The sequence below is a fragment of the Pantoea alhagi genome, assembly GCF_002101395.1.
GTDB lineage: Bacteria > Pseudomonadota > Gammaproteobacteria > Enterobacterales > Enterobacteriaceae > Mixta > Mixta alhagi.
Genome location: NZ_CP019706.1, coordinates 1460992 through 1478852 on the forward strand (window position 1 = coordinate 1460992; position 17861 = coordinate 1478852).

At 53.6% G+C, this 17861-nt stretch carries 11 protein-coding genes and 1 tRNA gene; 6 read left to right on the plus strand and 6 right to left on the minus strand.

The features are described from left to right. Positions 1-139 precede the first annotated feature (139 nt). The 5 genes from B1H58_RS06820 to B1H58_RS06840 all read right to left on the minus strand — a co-directional run bounded on the left by B1H58_RS06820 (position 140) and on the right by B1H58_RS06840 (position 3740). The gene (locus tag B1H58_RS06820) at positions 140-331 is read right to left on the minus strand and encodes a lysozyme inhibitor LprI family protein (RefSeq protein WP_085068901.1); all 192 of its coding nucleotides are present in this window, start codon (positions 329-331) and stop codon (positions 140-142) included. Positions 332-575: 244 nt separating this feature from the next. Then, a tRNA-Pro gene (locus tag B1H58_RS06825) sits at positions 576-652 on the minus strand. 107 nt (positions 653-759) lie between these two features. Beyond that, positions 760-2451: a kdo(2)-lipid A phosphoethanolamine 7''-transferase gene (gene eptB / locus B1H58_RS06830; RefSeq protein WP_085068903.1), complete on the minus strand. Its 1692-nt coding sequence runs from the start codon at positions 2449-2451 to the stop codon at positions 760-762. Positions 2452-2739: 288 nt separating this feature from the next. Beyond that, positions 2740-3168, minus strand: a complete 429-nt coding sequence (locus tag B1H58_RS06835; protein ID WP_085068905.1) for an organic hydroperoxide resistance protein — start codon at positions 3166-3168, stop codon at positions 2740-2742. Positions 3169-3281: 113 nt separating this feature from the next. Further along, entirely contained in the window at positions 3282-3740 is a 459-nt protein-coding gene (locus B1H58_RS06840; protein WP_085068907.1) for a MarR family winged helix-turn-helix transcriptional regulator, read from the minus strand. Between the two features lie 66 nt (positions 3741-3806). Here B1H58_RS06840 and B1H58_RS06845 point away from each other — a divergent pair, with 66 nt between their 5' ends. The 3 genes from B1H58_RS06845 (at position 3807) to B1H58_RS06855 (ending at position 12807) form a co-directional block, all read left to right on the plus strand. Next, positions 3807-4391 carry an HD domain-containing protein gene (locus tag B1H58_RS06845; RefSeq protein ID WP_085068909.1) on the plus strand — a complete coding sequence of 195 codons (585 nt, stop codon included), beginning with the start codon at positions 3807-3809 and terminating at the stop codon, positions 4389-4391. 263 nt (positions 4392-4654) lie between these two features. Continuing rightward, complete coding sequence (locus B1H58_RS06850) at positions 4655-9382, plus strand: hypothetical protein (protein WP_085068911.1); 4728 nt, start codon at positions 4655-4657, stop codon at positions 9380-9382. A 299-nt stretch (positions 9383-9681) separates the two neighbouring features. After that, the gene (locus B1H58_RS06855; protein WP_085068913.1) at positions 9682-12807 is read left to right on the plus strand and encodes a hypothetical protein; all 3126 of its coding nucleotides are present in this window, start codon (positions 9682-9684) and stop codon (positions 12805-12807) included. Positions 12808-12859: 52 nt separating this feature from the next. On the opposite strand, the gene B1H58_RS06860 is transcribed toward B1H58_RS06855, so the two are convergent. Beyond that, entirely contained in the window at positions 12860-13156 is a 297-nt protein-coding gene (locus B1H58_RS06860; protein ID WP_085068915.1) for an HTH-type transcriptional regulator, read from the minus strand. Positions 13157-13571: 415 nt separating this feature from the next. Here B1H58_RS06860 and B1H58_RS06865 point away from each other — a divergent pair, with 415 nt between their 5' ends. The 3 genes from B1H58_RS06865 to mtlD all read left to right on the plus strand — a co-directional run bounded on the left by B1H58_RS06865 (position 13572) and on the right by mtlD (position 17829). Continuing rightward, positions 13572-14288 (plus strand): DUF3053 domain-containing protein, encoded by a 717-nt coding sequence (locus B1H58_RS06865; RefSeq protein WP_085068917.1) that lies wholly within the window; start codon positions 13572-13574, stop codon positions 14286-14288. Positions 14289-14697: 409 nt separating this feature from the next. Continuing rightward, positions 14698-16614 (plus strand): PTS mannitol transporter subunit IICBA, encoded by a 1917-nt coding sequence (locus tag B1H58_RS06870; protein ID WP_085068919.1) that lies wholly within the window; start codon positions 14698-14700, stop codon positions 16612-16614. A 66-nt stretch (positions 16615-16680) separates the two neighbouring features. Continuing rightward, positions 16681-17829 carry a mannitol-1-phosphate 5-dehydrogenase gene (gene mtlD / locus B1H58_RS06875; protein ID WP_085068921.1) on the plus strand — a complete coding sequence of 383 codons (1149 nt, stop codon included), beginning with the start codon at positions 16681-16683 and terminating at the stop codon, positions 17827-17829. Positions 17830-17861 lie beyond the last annotated feature (32 nt).

Consider the following 17861-nt stretch of genomic DNA (forward strand, 5'->3'; position numbering starts at 1 on the left):
GATGTGACGGTGAGCGAAAGGATAAAAGCGCGATTAATGCCAGCTTTCCTGCGCTGATAGAGCCTGAGGGGCAAAAGAGGAAGTTATGGCCTGAGCGAGAGTCATAACTTTAGATAATAGACGGGGAAATGGCATAAAATTATCGGTTATCTAATTCCGGATGATAAAGCATGTTGATTTCATCAATTCGACGCTGATTCATATTAATCTGGCAACGTGCCTGCGCCTCACCATAAGCATGCGTGTTTTCTTCAGGCGCGGCAATGGTTTCGCAGTAGCTCTTCCTGTAATCCAGCCATAGCCGCTGACTGTTGATAAAATTATTGGCCATTCACTGGGTTGATTGGTGCCGCAGGTTCCAACTGATGTAAACAGGCGATCGGGATGCAGCACCATGGGGTCATGGTATTTCCTGCTCATTGAAATCCTTTTTCAAAACACAAAAAGGCGTTATCGCAGAGAGAGGAAACCAGAAACGTGACGGGGAAAAAAGCCGTGGTTTTGAGCCAGGTCTTATAAAGATCGCTGCCCTGAAACGCAAAAACCCCAGTCATTGCTGACTGGGGCTGGGAATTTGGTCGGCGAGAGAGGATTTGAACCTCCGACCCACACGTCCCGAACGTGTTGCGCTACCAGGCTGCGCTACTCGCCGATGGGGGCGCATCTTACTGAGGTCACCGTCAGGCGTCAATGACTTTTTCATGCAGCGCGCATCAACTGCATGAAAAGCATTCACTCAGGCGGGGTGCGCCCTGCGGGTTAACTTTTGCTGCTCGTTACGTTCGCAGGAGCCTGACACCAGTTATTTGCCGCCTTGATCCCGCCATCCGGCGAGGTATAACCCAGACAGCCAAGAATGGTATCGAAGAACTCAACGTGACGATGGGTTTTCCCAATGCGCTGCTGTGCCTGCAACCGTTCAAAAGCCTGCTTGTTGTGCGCATCCGCCAGATATTTATCGGAGGCCCAGACAATCATTGGCACGCGGAACTGCTCCGGCGGCGCCATCTCGCGCGGCGTACCGTGCAGATGCATATTGTCGCTAATAGACTCCCCGTGATCGGAAGCGTAAAACACAATCGCTTTCTTATCACGCAGCTGATCATAAACGCTGTCCAGCACGGTATCGGTATAGAGCACGGAATTATCAAAGGCGTTAATCAGCTGGGCTTTGCTGCACTCTTCGTCCACGCCCATACACTCTGGCGTATAGCGCGCGTAGCTACGCGGATAACGCTGCGAATAGAGATAGTGCGAACCTTTGGTATGCAGCACCACCAGATGTTTGCCGTTGGGATGACGATCGAGCGAGGCTTTCAGTTCCGGGATCAGCAGCATATCGTCCACTGCCTTGCCCTGGTTACGCGGTTCTGAGCCAATCTGCTCGCGAAAAGCGAAATTATCGGCATGGGTATTATCGTAAAACCAGACCTCACTCTGCATGGCGAACAGCTCTGAACTGAAGCCCAGCGATTTCAATACGGCGAAGATATTCTCTTCTTTCAGCGTCCGGCCAGGGTTATCCATGGTGCCGCCTTCACGAACAAACATGCAGCGCAGCGAGAGCTTGGTGGCGGTATCGCAGGACTCACCGCGAAAGGCCACCAGATTTTTTTCATGGGAAAGCTTAGGGGTGGTGTCGCGCTCATAGCCCAGCAGCCCCATATGATCCCAGCGGGTGGTTTCGCCAATCACAAACACCACGTAAGTATCATCAATACCGGGCGGGGCAACGTAGGTGAATTTTTTCGCCGGATCGAGCAGCTCTTGCCCGTCAACGGTTTCGTCGATACGTGTCCAGGCAAACAGACCCAGCGCCGACAGCCAGTTAGAGGGTAAATAAGAGTGCGCCACTACGCCGCCATAGCTGGGCAGATCGATGTTAGTGATCTCTTCGTTGGCTTTTTGCAGCTTGTCAAAATAGCGAATCGGCAGCCAGACCAGCGCGACCGCCAGCAGCATCACCGCTATCGGCCTGATCCGCTGGCCGGGCGTTTTAAGCTGTTCGATTAATGTCAGGCGCAGCCGGTTACGCCAGATCATCAGCAGCGGTAACGCGCTGAGCAGCACCATCCACAGAACAAACTGATAGCCCACCACTTCTTTAGAGAGATCGGTATCGGTAGTCATCACCGAAGCGATGATACCGTAGCCAATCACCACATTAAAAAAGGCCATATAGTAACCGGCGGCCACGGAAATCAGCACCAGCATGGTAGCCAGAATACGGTAAAAAAGTTTTCCGCCCAGCGACAGCAAACGCATCAGGAAGAAAGTGAGCAGAACGATAGCAACCACTTCTGCCACCGCTGACAGCCAGTCAGAAAAAGTAGACTTGCTGAGAAAAGGATCAAACCGACGATAAAATATGGGGAGATTCAGTAAAATACCAATGTAGAGTGACAGCAAAAGAGAGAGTTTTTGCTGAGTAAGTGATTTTATGTAATTCATTCGACCTTCTATATTCCCGGCGTAACAGTTACTTTACGAGCATTCTTCAGACCGCTTCGTTGCGCCAGAGTTCTTACCGGTAATCGCAATATTCATTCTGTGTGATGAACAAGAGGATTCTGAACGGAAAAAGGAACCTTTTCCGGTGAAGCGCTGCCAGTTAACCACAATTAGCCGACAGGATCAGCGAAATTTCGCCATCGTAACGAGAAAGCACACCCTTAACAGGCGGGAATTGATGGCAAATAAAAGAGCGAACGCGCAAAAAGAGGCGTTCGCCAGGCTGTATTAGTTGATGATATTCAGGGTGACGTCGATGTTATTGCGGGTTGCATTCGAGTAAGGGCAAACGATATGCGCGGCGTCCACCAGCTTTTTCGCTTCTGCCTGATCCATACCCGGCAGATTGATATTCAGCGTGACTTCTATACCAAAACCGGTTGGCAACGGGCCAATCCCCACTTCGCCTTCGATAAAAGCCTCTTTCGGCATAGTGATTTTATCGCGCGCGGCCACGAACTTCATCGCGCCGAGGAAACAGGCGGAGTAACCTGCCGCAAACAGCTGTTCCGGGTTAGTCGCTTCGCCGCCTGCGCCGCCCATCTCTTTGGGGACGCCCAGTTTTACGTCCAGCACGCCATCAGAAGAGGTAGCGCGACCGTCACGTCCGCCCGTTGCCTTTGCTTTTGCCTGATAAACGACTTTTTCTAATGACATAGATAACCCCTTGGTTGGTTTATTCGCTATTAAATCGTGAGCTATTTAATAAGCCCGACATTATAGATCTTAGTTGCTTCCGCTGCCGTTGTCAGTGGCTGAAAAGCAGACAGCTAACGGATGAGACTATCGCGCAGCCTGTTCAACTGTGCTTTCATATCCTGTAGCGTCGCGACATCACACTCCGCAGCACAGACTACCGCTTCAGGAATGCTTAATGCTTTTACGCGCAGCACCCGCCCCGCTTCGGTTAAGGTGACCACCACCTGGCGCTCATCCTGTCTCGAACGCTGGCGCAGTACCAGCCCTGCCGCTTCCAGTCTTTTTAGCAGCGGCGTCAGCGTGGCGGAATCCAGAAACAGACGCTCGCCAATGTCGGAAACCGTAATATCATCCCGCTCCCACAGCACCAGCATCACCAGATATTGTGGATAGGTAATATCAAGCTGCGTCAGCAGCTGCCGGTAAAGCTTGTGCATCGCCAGATTGGCGGAATAGAGCGCAAAACAGAGCTGGCTATCCAGCGACAGTAGCGCACCCGAAGCTTTTTTGTCATCTTGATGTTTACTCATGCGTGACAAGTTAAATAGTACGCTACATAATTGCAAGCGATATTTAAACCAGGCCAGGAGGGTAAAATGCAATCACTGGAAGAACAGGCAAGACGCTATGCCACCGAAGTACACGCCGCAGCCGGACAACGCCGCAAATATACCGATGAACCCTATATTGTTCATCCAGCGGCGGTAGTAGAGCTGGTGCGCAGCGTTACGGATAATGAACATATGCTGGCCGCTGCCTGGCTGCATGACACCGTGGAAGATACCGGCACCACGCTTGCGGATATTGAACGGCAATTTGGCGCTGAAGTCGCTACGCTGGTCGGCATGTTGACCGACAGCAGCCAGCCGCAGGCAAAAAATCGGGCAGCGCGTAAAGTGGCGCATTTTCGTCATACTGCCGACGCCGCGCCGGAGGCACAAACCATCAAGCTGGCAGATATCATCGATAACACGCGCGCTATCGTGCAGTACGACCCCGATTTCGCACGCATTTATCTGGTAGAAAAACAGGTGCAGATCGGCTTGCTACAGCAGGGTGACGCCACGCTTTGGCAGCAGGCGAAGGTGACAATAGAACAAGGCATAGCGCAGCTGCGCGAAAAGCCTTACAACGTGCCGGAAGCCTGGTTTACGCGTCAGGCCGCAAAATATGTGTTGTAGGCGGCGTCACGGGCAGGATAGTTAAGGAAAATCTTATAATTATGGCGATATGTTAATGCCGATTATCAATAATAAAATCTCCAATTAACACAATAATATCAAGATAAAGGCCCGGTTTATTATTTTTAATAGCGGCCCTTTTTTATAACGTTAGATCAGCTAACAACCCAATTTCCCTTTAGATAATCCGTGCCAGCCAGGGTGTGCTTGTTTATATCTGTTATCGCTCGTTCTACCTTACCTCTGAATCCGAGACGATAATCATGAATCAAAAACCTTTCCTCACTATTAATCCTCTGTTCGACGACGGCTTTACCGCTACCACACGCGCAGACTATTACGCCATCGCCATGCTTTCCGGTACGGCAATCAATGTAGAAAGCGGCAACTATGTTCAGGTTGCGCTTAACGGCCAGACTTATCAGGGACTGGTCGATAAAAATGGCGAGTGGAGCATTCCCCTGCCGCCATCAACCATTACCAGCCTGATTAATACCGATCCCAGCGTCAGCCACAACCTATTGGTGAGCGTGACCAATAACCAGGGCGAATCTACCGAGCAAAGCCGCCAGCTATCGGTTCCTGACATTTCCGACGGACGCGTGGCAGGTATCGGCATTAATCCGATCGCTGGCAATGATGAAATCATCGGCCGGGAAAAATTGCAGGCTCAAGTGATTTCCGGCCTGACGCAAGATGTGCCAGAGGGCACCCTGGTTACTGTTCACCTGGCAGGGCAAACCCGCGAAGTCCCAGTGGACAGCAATGGCACCTGGAGCTTTACCCTGACTCCGCAAGAGATGAAGGCGCTGGCGCCTGGCGAATATACCCTCACCGTCCAGCTGCCTTACACCCAGGGCGAACCGCTTGTCTGGACCAATCGCACCTTTAACGTCACGAAAGATAAAGGCACCTCCTATGCAGCAGAGATCGCCATCAATACTATTTCTGGCGACGATGTGCTGATGGCGGACGAGCAGAAAAGCGGCCTGATTGTCAGTGGCACCACCGTCAATGTGGCGAGCGGCAAAGAAGTCTGGGTGCAGCTGGGCGAGCATATTTATGCGGCGACAGTAAAAAATAACCACTGGCAGACCAAAATACCGGCGGAAGATCTGGCGCAGCTGCATAACGGCTCTGCCACTCTGCTCGCCTCGGTAAAAGATCTGCACGAAACGGCCACCGCCGTCCATAAATTTGGCGTTGGCGAGTCGTTAACCATGCCGCATCTCTCTCTCAACGATGCCTATGATAATTTCTCTGCCGAAGACGCTCAGTGGTCGCTGTTATCGGAAACGCTTTCCGGCACCGTTACCCGCGTACCGGCAGGCACGCTTGTCACGGTGCAGCTTGGCACCCTCACCTGGGAAACGCCTGTCGGCAACAACGGGAACTGGCAGCTACCGATTTCACCCGCCGATCTGATGTCGCAGTCGCCCGGAGCGTTGCCGCTGACCGTAAGCGTCAGTAATGATAAAGGCGAGACGGCAACATCAACGCATACCATTAGTTATCACGGCTTCGACACTGAAGCACAGACGCTGCTGGTGATGAATCCTGTTTCAGGTAACGATGTTATCTCATCACGTGAAAAGAACGTCGATATAGCGATCTCGGGCGCGACCTTAAACGTGCCTGAAGGGCAGGAAGTGAATGTCACCATAAAAACTCCATATGACTCCCTGGTATTACAGGGAAAAGTCGATGTGAATGGCGAGTGGGCGGTTACCTTATCCCCTAAGCAACTCAATCAGTTTTTTGGTGTAGAGCTGACTGTTGAGGCCGCCATTAAGAACGATGCGCAGTGGCAGAATCCCAACGGCGAGGAGCTAAGCGCCAGCCGTACGTTGCACATTGACAGAAACCTTGATTATGGTGAGCCCATTGACCTGCATATCGATAATGTTCGCGATGGGCAACATATTTCTCTGAATGAGTTCCCTGACGGCCTGACCATCAAAGGCGGCATTAATTCTACTTCTTACCAATATCAGGTCACCGTGCAGATCGGCGAATGGAGCGGGACCACAGAAACCACTTACGATCGCTGGGAAATCACCATCCCGCCAGAGCGCCTCGCGGCCTTACGCGAAGGCCGTGCAACGATTGAAACCACACTCTTCAACAGAGAAACCGGCGACACCACCAGCGAAGTGTTGCATGTGGTCTTTGAGCGGCCCATCGTAGTGCCGGAAGAGCCGCAAATCACCCTCGATCCGGTGATGGGGACCGATCACATTACCGAAGTAGATGCGGAGCAACCCTATGCGCTTACCGGCACCGTAACCGGTAAAGACAGCGACTGGGGCGATCTGAGCGTGGAGCTGAACGGTCAAATTTACCGGGCTAGCTTCGCGAACGGAAAATGGCTTGCCTGGGTGCCGGGCGATGAAATCAATGCGCTGCCCGCCGGTGAACAGAAGCTGACCGTGCACGGATGGTCACGCGTTGCAGGCGACACCCTGACCAGCGAAAAAACGGTGATAGTCGATGCCGACAGTGAACAGCCGCCCTTTGGCGTATCAATTAGCGCCGTTCAGCGAGGAAATGAGCTGATAAGCTGGGGCTCGCTGGAATCCGGATTAAATATTTTCGGTACAACGCTCTCCTCCACCCCAGCCGGCACGCGGGTCGATATTGCGTTTCACGGCAAACATTATCAAACCGCTACCGTTGGAACAGGCTCATGGGAGCTGACCATCCCGGCGGAGGATCTCGTCTCACTGCCGCTTTCCAGCAGTGAACTTATTACCGCCACGTTAGGCGAGCCTGGTCAGCATAGCCTTTCCGACGCAAGGATGCTGACATTCGTGGATGATATTTATGATTACACTCCCTATATCTCGTTTGACAGGCCATACAGTCAAGTTATCAACCCTGGCGAGATAGACGAGTCTCTGGTCATCAGAGGGAATATTAGTAACTTACGTAGCCCTTCGACAGTCCTGGTTGAGTTCGGAGATAAAGTCCTGGATACCACGACAGATAAAGTGGGTTACTGGAGTGTGCGTATTCCCACCTCGGTGTTAAGCGCAATGCATGACGGCGTTTATGCATTGAAAGTCACCACCTGGTATAGCGATCGAAACGCTGATGTGGTGAAGCTCGAAAAAGAAACCCCGCTGGTTATTGATACCGATAACAATACGCTTCCCGTACTGACCATAGATACGGTCACTGGCGATAATATTCTGCTGCCGTCTGAGATAGAAAATGGCTTTACGTTAAGCGGTAGCGTAACCAACGTGATGGATGGCAGTAATGTCGGCCTCGACCTCGGCGATCGGCACTATAGCGCCGAAGTTACGAAAGGGCGGTGGCAAATAACCCTTACTCCGGAGGAGCTTCCGCCGCTGGCGCTGGGCGAAATCACCCTTTCAGCCGAAGCGAACAGCTATAATGGTAAAACCGTCACCACCCATACCCAGATCACTGTCAGCGTACCGGATCAGCCACAGATCACGCTCGACCCCGTGACCGAAGGTAATTTCGTTACGCGCGCTTTTAGCGATGTGACGCATTATTTTACCGGCACCATTGCATACGATCTGCCCGGCGCGGCAACATTGATCCTGAACGGAAAAAGCTATCAGGCAAGCGTTGCCAATGGTATGTGGACGGCAGCGGTGCCGGGCGCAGATATTGCAGCCCTGCCTGACGGCCAGCTGCCGGTGACAGTAACCTGGCATCGTTTTGCCGACAATACCAGCGCCGCCAGCGCGACGTCCTTGCTCAAAATCGTGCCCGGCAGCGCTGGCGACAGCTATCCGGTGGGCGTCACGCTGGATGCCATTAGTGATGATAACCTGGTGACCCGCAGCGAAATCAGCGGCGGCCTGCTGCTGAGCGGCAGCGCGTTAAGCCAGCGCACCGTATCTCCGGGCGATGACGTCGATCTGCTGATCAACGGTAAGCATTACCATACGCAGATGACGCATGACGGCGAGGGCGCAACGCCGCGCTGGAGTCTGCTGGTGCCCGCCGCCGATTTGGCCGACAGCGACTCGGCAATCATCAAGGTCACCAGTCGAGGGCTGAGCGCGTCCAGCGAACTGCATATCGTTGCCGATGGGCAGGAACATGTTTCTCCACCGCGGCTGACAATAGACCCACTCAAAGGGTACGAAGATATCAGTGATGATGTGATCACCTCAAGCAGTATACAGAATACCTTTTATATTACCGGCTCCTCAGAAAATCTAACGGCCGGCAGTCAGGTAGAAGTAAGTATGAACGGTTTACACTGGCGAGGTACGGTGAATGAGAAAGGAGACTGGTCAGTATGGGTGTATGGCGACCCGCTGATACCGATGGAAGAAAGCTACTATCAGCTCAGCGCCACCAGCGTCGATGCTGTTTCCGGCGAGCGCGCCTGGGTTGAGCGCACAATGCTGCTCGATCATACTCAAAAACCTGATCCGCTGATTAGACTAAACGATGTGACCGGCGACAACATTCTGCAGCCTGCGGAGCTGGATGACGCGCTGACCATCAGCGGTAAGATGTTCTATTTCGAGCCGCATCAGACGCTGTACATTTCGCTGCTCGATTACGGTAACGGCCCGCAACTTTTTTATGAAACACAAACGCAAGCTGACGGCAGCTGGCGGCTCGATCTGCCCGCCGGTGCCTGGTCCGGGCTGACGGATCACCATTTGTTAACGGTCACCGGAGTAGACAGCCATGGAAAACTTTTCCATCTGGAACAGGATCTCTCTCTGCCTGCTTCGGGTGAATCAACGCTAACGTCTCTGGCCGATTTGGGCCTGAGCGGCGGCGAAAACGCTATTAGCGCCTTGCTGTCGCAATCTGAGGAGACGCAGAGCACGCACGTAACCGCAGATGCACCCGACAGCCTTGCCTTACCGACAGCGTCCAACGATCTCTGGACGACGATGCCCAATCGTAGCGAGGTCGATACCACCCATTATCCACTGGCGCAGCAGCAGGATTTAACCGAGCTGCTGGCGCAGCAAACCCCACTGGCATAACACAGAGAACCCTGCGGCAGCAGGGTTTTTTATCGTTTTTATTACCTGGTGCTTATGGTAAGGAAAATCTGTTATTTGCGTTGCGTTGGCAACGCCAGCAGTGACTGAAGGGACAGGTTTATTCTGGCTAAAAAACAACCACAAACCCTTTATCGCTCGGTTTATAAACGGATTTACTTGTTAATAAAACAGGCGATGACAACGGCAACAGGCGGTTAAAACCCCGTGCTTATCAATCTGCGCTTGATTATATCTGGTATCGCTCGTTCCTCTTCAACCCTGCATACGAGACGATAATCATGAGCAAAAAACCCTGCCTTACCATTGATCCTCTGTTTGAAGACGGCTTCTCTGCCACCTCCCCCGCTGACTATTACGCCTTCGCCAATCTCTCTGGCACCGCGCGCAATGTAGAAAGCGGCAATTACGTTCAGGTTACCCTTAACGGCCAGACTTATCAGGGTCTGGTGGATAAAAATGGCGAATGGCGTATTCCCCTGTCGCCCTCAACGATTACCAGCCTGATTAATGTTGATCCCAGCGTCACTCACGACCTGGTGGTCAGCGTGACCAATAACCAGGGCTACGCCACCGAGCAAATCCGTAAGGTGTCGGTGGTGGATATGTTAGATGGCCGCGCAGCGGGTATCGCCATTAGCCCTATTGCCGGCAATGATGAACTGATCGGCCGTGAAAAGATGCACGGCCAGGTGATCTCCGGCCTGACGGAGCGGGTAGCGGAAGGCGAGATGGTGACCATCACGCTGGAGGGAAAAAGCTGGCAGGTGCCGGTCGATGCCAACGGCGCATGGAGCAGCGTACTGACCCCTGAAATGATGAAAGGCCTGACGCCTGGCGAACATACCCTTTCCGTTAGCGCACCGAGTATTTATGGCGACAGCTACAGCAGCGACGAGCGCACCTTTACCGTCACCAACGAAAAAGGCACCTCGTATGCGGCAGAGATTAACGTCAACAGTATCTCCGGCGATGATCTGCTAACGGCAATCGAGCAGCAAAGCAGCCTGATCGTCAGCGGCACCACCGCCAATGTAGCCAGCGGTAAAGAGGTTTGGGTACAGCTCGGAGACGATATCTATGCCGCAACGGTAAAAAATAATCACTGGCAGGCGGAGATCCCGGCCAGCGATCTGGCGGACCTGAATAAGGGTCCTGCCACACTGATCGCCTGGGTAAAAGATCTACGCGAAACCGCCACCACGGTACGCGAATTTACCGTCGGTGAATCATTAACCATGCCCTATATCACGCTTGATGTGCCTTACAACAACTTTGACGCCGATGACATCCAGTGGGCGCTGCTAACAGAAGTGCTGTCCGGCCATGTCACTAACGTCGCGGCTGGCAGCTACCTGAATGTTACCTTTGGCGACCTGCGCTATCAGGCGCGAGTCGATGAAAATGGCGACTGGCGTTTGCCGGTTGCCCCTGACGATCTGTTATCACAGCCAACCGGCGAGATACCGCTGGTGCTGAGCATCACCAACGCCCAGGGCGAAACCGCTGAACTCAGCAAAACCATCTATTTTAGCGGCATCGATACCGGCAGCGAAACCAGAGTGGTGATTAATCCTGTCTCCGGCGATGACATCATCAACGCACGCGAAAAACAGACGGAGCTGACCATCACCGGGGATAGTTTAAATGTGCCAGCCGGACAATTTGTTGAGTTACGCTTTCCCGATGCGCTGGGCAATAACGCCTTTTTCGGTATTGTTGATCAAACGGGCGAATGGCGCGTTTCGCTCTCTGCCGATGATTTGAAAAATTTACCGGCGGGCGAGCTGCGTATCGAAGTCACGATTCCGGGCGATGATCAGTGGAGCAACCCCAACGGCGGGTCGCTCACCGGCGAGCGCTGGGTGACTGTCGAGCCAGGCGAGGCCACAGAAAATATCGCCTCTTTGACTATCGACTCGCTGGAGGATTATGGCCACCTTACGCTGGACCAGCTCAACGGCTTAACGGTCAGCGGCAGTGCTACCAACATCTCCGACGGCAGTGAAGTCTGGCTACAGCTGGGCGACTGGGCCTGGACCGGGGAAGTACATCAGGGTCAATGGCAGGTCACGATCCCGGCAGATAAAGTCCCTGAGCTACGTACCGGCGGCGTCATTTTCGAAGCCACGGTGCGTAATAACGCCAACGGCGACAGCGCTGACGATACGGTTTACATTAATCTCGATCCGGCGGTGCCGCCTGACGGCCCGTATGTGCGTCTCGATCCGGTCTGGGGCGATGATGTTATTATCCGTACCGACGACCTTCGGCCAGACTATCTGATTACCGGCACCTTTACCGGCAACGACTGGAGCGATATTAGCCTGACGCTGAACGGCAAAAGCTACAGCGCGCAGGTAACCAACGGCAGCTGGATGGTCTGGATCCCGGATCAGGATATCCGCGCCCTGCCCGATGGTGAGGTTCCGATAAAGGTACAGTGGGGCGAGCTAAGCGACACCAGCACCCTGACGCTGAATACCGATACCGACGCGCCGCTATTTGGCGCTACTCTGGATACGGTTGACGGGCAAAACCTGATCACCTCTTTCGAGGTTTATGACAATGGCCTGACCCTTAGCGGCGGTGTGCTGGATGCCAGCATCGCGCCGTTGGGCACGCGCGTAGATATTGAATTTCACAACAAGCACTATCAAACCACGCTGACGGGCGATGCCGCTAATCCACGCTGGAGCCTGACGATCCCCGCCGAAGATATGCAGGCGCTGGACAGCTATGATGCACAAATCGTTCGCGTCACGCTGGGCGAGGCGGGGCAACACAATGTGGTTACTGCCCGAAATCTGGAATTTACCGAGGATGAAGGCAGCAGAGCCTATACTCCGCAAATGCTGATAAACCCGCTGGGCGACAACATTATCGACCAGAGCGAAGTGGACAGCGTGCAGGTGCTCAGCGGCACCAGCCTTTATTTTTGGACCGGGCAGCAGGTTGTGGTTACCCTGGATAATTTACGCTGGGAGACCACCACTGACAGCAGCGGTCACTGGAAAGTGGCCATTCCGGCAGGCGATCTGGCGGGCATTGCCGACGGCGAGCATCGCTTAGAGGCGGGCATCTATTTCAACGATCCCGATAGCGGCGAATGGGCCATCGCCAATGAAACGTCGCTGACGTTCAATACTGGCGCGTCTGACGCCGTGCTACCGGAGAAGACCTTAACGCTGGCCGACCTCGGACTGGATCAGGGGATTGTGGAGGACGCATCGCACAGGGAAAGTACATCACTACCCGATGACGCGCTGACATCTGCCGGATTCGTGTTGCCAGCGGCAACCGGCGATCTCTGGGCGATAGCTGAAAGGGCGGAGCTTGATACAACATCATATCTTATCCCTCCCGCCGCTCCTCAGACAGATCCGCTGATTCATCATCCCGTCTGAACGTCAGGCATAAAAAAACCCGCCATCAGGCGGGTTTTTACGTTCTGCGCATTCAGTCAAGCAGCTGCCGCCCCAGATAGGGATTGGAATGCAGCAGTTGCATCAGCTTTTGGGCACTACCTGATGGGCGGGTGCGTCTCGCTTCCCAGCTTTTCACTGAAGAGACGCTCACGCCCATCACGCGGGCAAATTCATCAATTTTCATACCGGTCATTTCGCGCAGGCGTTGTGGTTCTGGCACTGAAACCGTTTTTTCTTGCTGCGCTAAAGGGGCACCAACGACATTCCGTGTTAATACAATTTGTTCAAGACTGCTAAGTAACTCAACCATGGGGTCTTTTACTTCCATAGCAAACTCCTAAAACTCACTTTGAACAACGTGAAGGAAAACAGAGATAAGAACCTGAAGCCCAGGCTCAGAATGCCGGTTTGTTGCATGAATGAAGGGGTCAGAGCTGTGCAACATAAATCGGGAATTTAAGTATTAGATGATTCCTGGAGTTTTGCCGCCCGATTTTAAAAAATTTTTTGATCTTGCTGGCGGCTTTTAGCCGTGCCGCCAGTTAGCGCCTTACTTGGCCTGCATTCTGCTTAAAAAGGGTTATCACAACCACGGAATCGCTAACTTCACGATAATTCGTGATTAATTCATTCTTCCCCATATTCAGCCTAATCGCATTGATCTATGCTTTAGGCACCTTAAAAAGGCGGCGAGAGGCGGCCTTATTAAACAGTGAGTTTGTTAATTTACAGGAGTAAACGCTATGGCGACCGGAGTTTCCCGCGGCTGGACGCGTCTGTGGCTGCCGTTGGCAGCAGTACTGGTCATCCTGCAGCTTACCGGCTGCGGTGATAAAGAGGGTGAACAGCGCAAGGCCTTTAGTGACTTTTTACAGAATACCGTCATGCGCAGCGGCGAACATTTGCCTGCGCTGAGTGAGGATCAAAAACAGCGCTTTGGTAATTACGCCAGCGATTACGCCATTATTTATGGCTTTTCACAACAGATAAACAAAGCGGTGGACCAGGGTCTGCGTCCGGTAGTGGACGAGCTTTCCGCGCTGCGTGTTCCGCAGGATTATCTTACGCGCCGCGATGCGCTGCGTCAGGCAAGCGGTACGCTGAGCGTGCTGGCGCAGCAGCTGCAAAACGCAAAAAGCCAGGCGGACAGCAGCAAAGCCGCGCTGAAACAGCCTGACGATCTGAAGCCGATTTACGATCGCGCCTATACCCAGGTCGTTACACAGCCGGCAGCTACCCTGCAGCCGCTGCTGCCAGCGCTGCAATCGCTGAGTCAGGATGTGGTGCAGGCAGGCGATTTTCTGCAACAGCAGGGGACGCGCGTTTCCTTCAATGATAACGGCGTGCAGTTCCCCACCCAGGAACAGGCCAGCCAGTACAATACGTTAATGAGCAACGTATCATCGAAAGCGCAGGCGCTGACGCAGGCGCAAAACGCCGTTCAAAACGGGCTACAGTAAAAACCACAGCGGGTGCCCTGTAAATTACGGCACCCGCATTTCGGTCCAGGCAAAAGTGTGATCTGCCGCATTTTCATCCAAAAGTTTATTGTGATCAACATCACAATTTAGAAACAAATTGGCAGCACTAAAATGTGACATTTATCACATAAAACCGTATGAGTGCGGTGATTATTTCAGCATGACGCTTTTCAGGAAGCCTCTTTATGTGATCCTACTCACGAAAAACGCCCTTTTCCCTCCCCAAAAAGCGTGATCTCTCTCACTTCATCTGGCTCACTACGCAGCGTCATAAACGCATGCTAGAGTCCGCCTGCATACAGTAATTCGACGGCTCCCCGCCGAAGCGTCTTAACAAAATCACGCGCTCTCTTATTTGTCAGCGCGTAACAATAAGGGGTGTGTTTTTATGTCCTCATCAGTCAAGGTCAAGGTTCAAAGCTTTGGTCGCTTTCTGAGTAATATGGTGATGCCCAATATCGGTGCGTTTATCGCCTGGGGTATCATCACTGCGCTATTTATTCCTACCGGTTGGTTACCTAACGAAACGTTAGCGAAACTGGTTGGCCCGATGATTACCTACCTGCTGCCGCTGCTGATCGGTTATACCGGTGGCCGTCTGGTAGGCGGCGATCGCGGCGGCGTCGTTGGCGCGATCACCACCATGGGCGTGATCGTTGGTGCCGATATGCCGATGTTCCTTGGTGCCATGATTGCCGGTCCGCTGGGCGGCTGGGCGATCAAAACCTTTGACCGCACGGTAGAGGGTAAAATTAAAAGTGGCTTCGAGATGTTGGTTAACAACTTCTCCGCCGGCATTATCGGCATGCTGCTGGCTATTTTGGCGTTCCTTGCCATTGGTCCGCTGGTGGAAGGTCTCTCCCGTATTCTTGCCGCTGGCGTGAATGTCATGGTGCAGAACAACCTGCTGCCGTTGACCTCTATCTTTGTGGAACCGGCGAAAATTCTGTTCCTGAATAACGCCATTAACCACGGTATCTTCTCGCCGCTGGGCATTCAGCAGGCCAGCGAAGCCGGGAAATCCATATTCTTCCTGATTGAAGCGAACCCGGGTCCGGGCATGGGCGTGCTGGTGGCCTATATGTTCTTTGGTCGGGGCAATGCGAAGCAGTCCGCTGGCGGCGCAGCCATTATCCACTTCCTGGGCGGCATCCACGAAATCTACTTCCCATATGTGCTGATGGCGCCGCGCCTGCTGCTGGCGGTGATCCTCGGCGGTATGACTGGTGTCTTCACCCTGACGCTGCTTAACGGCGGCCTGGTTTCTCCGGCTTCCCCGGGTTCGATCCTTGCCGTCCTGGCGATGACGCCAAAAGGGGCCTACTTCGCCAACATCGCCGCTATTCTGGCTGCTTTCGCCGTCTCCTTTGTAGTGTCCGCAATTCTGCTGAAAACCAGCAAAGTCAAAGACGAAGACGATATCGAAGCGGCAACCCGCCGTATGCAGGATATGAAAGCGCAGTCTAAAGGTCAGGCGGGTGCGCCTGCTGCTGCGATGAACGGCGATCTGAGCCATGTGCGTAAAATCATCGTTGCCTGCGATGCCGGTATGGGCTCCAGCGCGATGGGCGCAGGCGTGCTGCGTAAGAAAGTGCAGGATGCCGGGCTGACGCAGATTTCCGTCACCAATACCGCCATCAATGCCCTGCCGGGCGATGTTGACCTGGTGATCACCCACCGCGATCTGACCGAGCGCGCCATGCGCCAGGCACCGCACGCACAGCATATTTCGTTGAATAACTTCCTCGACAGCGGTCTGTACAGCGATTTAACCGCGCGTCTGGTAGAAGCGCAGCGCAGTGCCAGTCATCGTGAAAAGGTAACGGCTACCCTGAGCGACAGCTATGACACCAGTAACGAACATCTGTTTAAGCTGGGCGCCAGCAACGTTTTCCTTGGTCAACACGCCGTCAACAAGGAAGAGGCGATCCGCTTTGCCGGTGAGCAGCTGGTGAAAGGCGGTTATGTTGAGCCAGAATATGTCGATGCGATGCTGGAACGTGAGAAACTGACGCCAACCTATCTGGGCGAATCCATTGCGGTGCCGCACGGAACGGTTGAAGCGAAAGATCGCGTGCTGAAAACCGGCGTGGTGTTCTGCCAGTATCCGCAGGGTGTACGCTTCGGCGAAGAAGAAGAAGATATCGCCCGCCTGGTAATTGGTATTGCCGCCCGTAACAACGAGCATATCCAGGTTATCACCAGCCTGACCAACGCGCTGGATGATGAAAGCGTAATTGAGCGTCTGGCCAACACCACCAGCGTGCAGGAAGTGCTGGATCTGCTGACCGGTCAGCCCGCCTGATCGCTTACTTAAGTTAAGGGGCCACGTCGGCCCCTTACCCTTTTCTTGTTTAAAGGTTTAGCAACGATGAAAGCATTACATTTCGGTGCCGGTAATATCGGTCGTGGATTTATCGGCAAGCTGCTGGCAGACGCCGGTATTGAACTGATTTTCGCCGACGTGAACCAGGCCGTGCTTGATGCGCTGAACGCGCGCCACCAGTATCCGGTTCACGTTGTCGGTGAGCAGGCGCAGGTGGAAACGGTTACCGGCGTCAGCGCGGTAAACAGCACCAGCGATGAGGTGATCGATCTGATTGCCGAGGTTGATATCGTTACCACGGCGGTTGGCCCACAGATTCTGGAGCGCATCGCTGGCAGTATCGCGCGCGGCCTGGCCAAACGCAGTGATAGCGCTAATTCCCGCCCGTTAAATATCATTGCCTGTGAAAATATGGTGCGTGGCACCAGCCAGCTAAAACAGCATGTGCTGGCCGCCCTGCCGGAAAATCTTCACGCCTGGGTTGAGCAGCACGTCGGCTTTGTCGATTCTGCCGTAGACCGTATCGTGCCGCCGGGCGAAGCGGGCAGCAACGATCCGCTGGAGGTCACTGTGGAAACCTTTAGCGAATGGATTGTGGATAAAACCCAGTTCAAAGGCGATTTACCGACCATCCAGGGCATGGAACTCACCGATAACCTGATGGCGTTTGTTGAGCGTAAGCTCTTTACCCTGAACACCGGTCACGCGATTACCGCTTACCTGGGACAGCTGGCCGGGCATCAAACCATTCGCGACGCTATCCTCGATCCAGCGGTACGCGCAGTGGTTAAAGGTGCGATGCAGGAGAGCGGCGCAGTATTGATCAAACGCTACGGTTTTGACCCGGAGAAACATGCCGCCTATATCGACAAGATCCTGGGTCGCTTTGAAAACCCTTACCTGAAAGATGACGTAGAGCGCGTTGGTCGTCAGCCTCTGCGTAAGCTCAGCGCCGGTGACCGTTTGATCAAGCCTACGCTGGGCACGCTGGAGTATCAGCTACCGCACGATAATCTGGTTAAAGGCATCGCTGCCGCCATGCATTATCGCAGCGCGCAGGATCCGCAGGCGCAGGAGCTGGAAGCACTGTTGAAATCAGCGGGCCCGCAGGCTGCGCTGGCACAGGTTTCCGGTCTTGATATTAATAGCGAAGTGGTTGCCGCGGTGGTTAAGGCCTATGCTGCAATGCCATAATGCGCACGCTGCCGATGCGGTTTAACGGCGAG

Excerpts from the sequence above, each read along its gene's own strand:
- B1H58_RS06820 (WP_085068901.1), bottom strand. The coding sequence starts at position 331 with ATGGCCAATAATTTTATCAACAGTCAGCGGCTATGGCTGGATTACAGG.
- eptB (WP_085068903.1), bottom strand. The coding sequence starts at position 2,451 with ATGAATTACATAAAATCACTTACTCAGCAAAAACTCTCTCTTTTGCTG.
- B1H58_RS06835 (WP_085068905.1), bottom strand. The coding sequence starts at position 3,168 with ATGTCATTAGAAAAAGTCGTTTATCAGGCAAAAGCAAAGGCAACGGGC.
- B1H58_RS06840 (WP_085068907.1), bottom strand. The coding sequence starts at position 3,740 with ATGAGTAAACATCAAGATGACAAAAAAGCTTCGGGTGCGCTACTGTCG.
- B1H58_RS06845 (WP_085068909.1), top strand. The coding sequence starts at position 3,807 with ATGCAATCACTGGAAGAACAGGCAAGACGCTATGCCACCGAAGTACAC.
- B1H58_RS06850 (WP_085068911.1), top strand. The coding sequence starts at position 4,655 with ATGAATCAAAAACCTTTCCTCACTATTAATCCTCTGTTCGACGACGGC.
- B1H58_RS06855 (WP_085068913.1), top strand. The coding sequence starts at position 9,682 with ATGAGCAAAAAACCCTGCCTTACCATTGATCCTCTGTTTGAAGACGGC.
- B1H58_RS06860 (WP_085068915.1), bottom strand. The coding sequence starts at position 13,156 with ATGGAAGTAAAAGACCCCATGGTTGAGTTACTTAGCAGTCTTGAACAA.
- B1H58_RS06865 (WP_085068917.1), top strand. The coding sequence starts at position 13,572 with ATGGCGACCGGAGTTTCCCGCGGCTGGACGCGTCTGTGGCTGCCGTTG.
- B1H58_RS06870 (WP_085068919.1), top strand. The coding sequence starts at position 14,698 with ATGTCCTCATCAGTCAAGGTCAAGGTTCAAAGCTTTGGTCGCTTTCTG.
- mtlD (WP_085068921.1), top strand. The coding sequence starts at position 16,681 with ATGAAAGCATTACATTTCGGTGCCGGTAATATCGGTCGTGGATTTATC.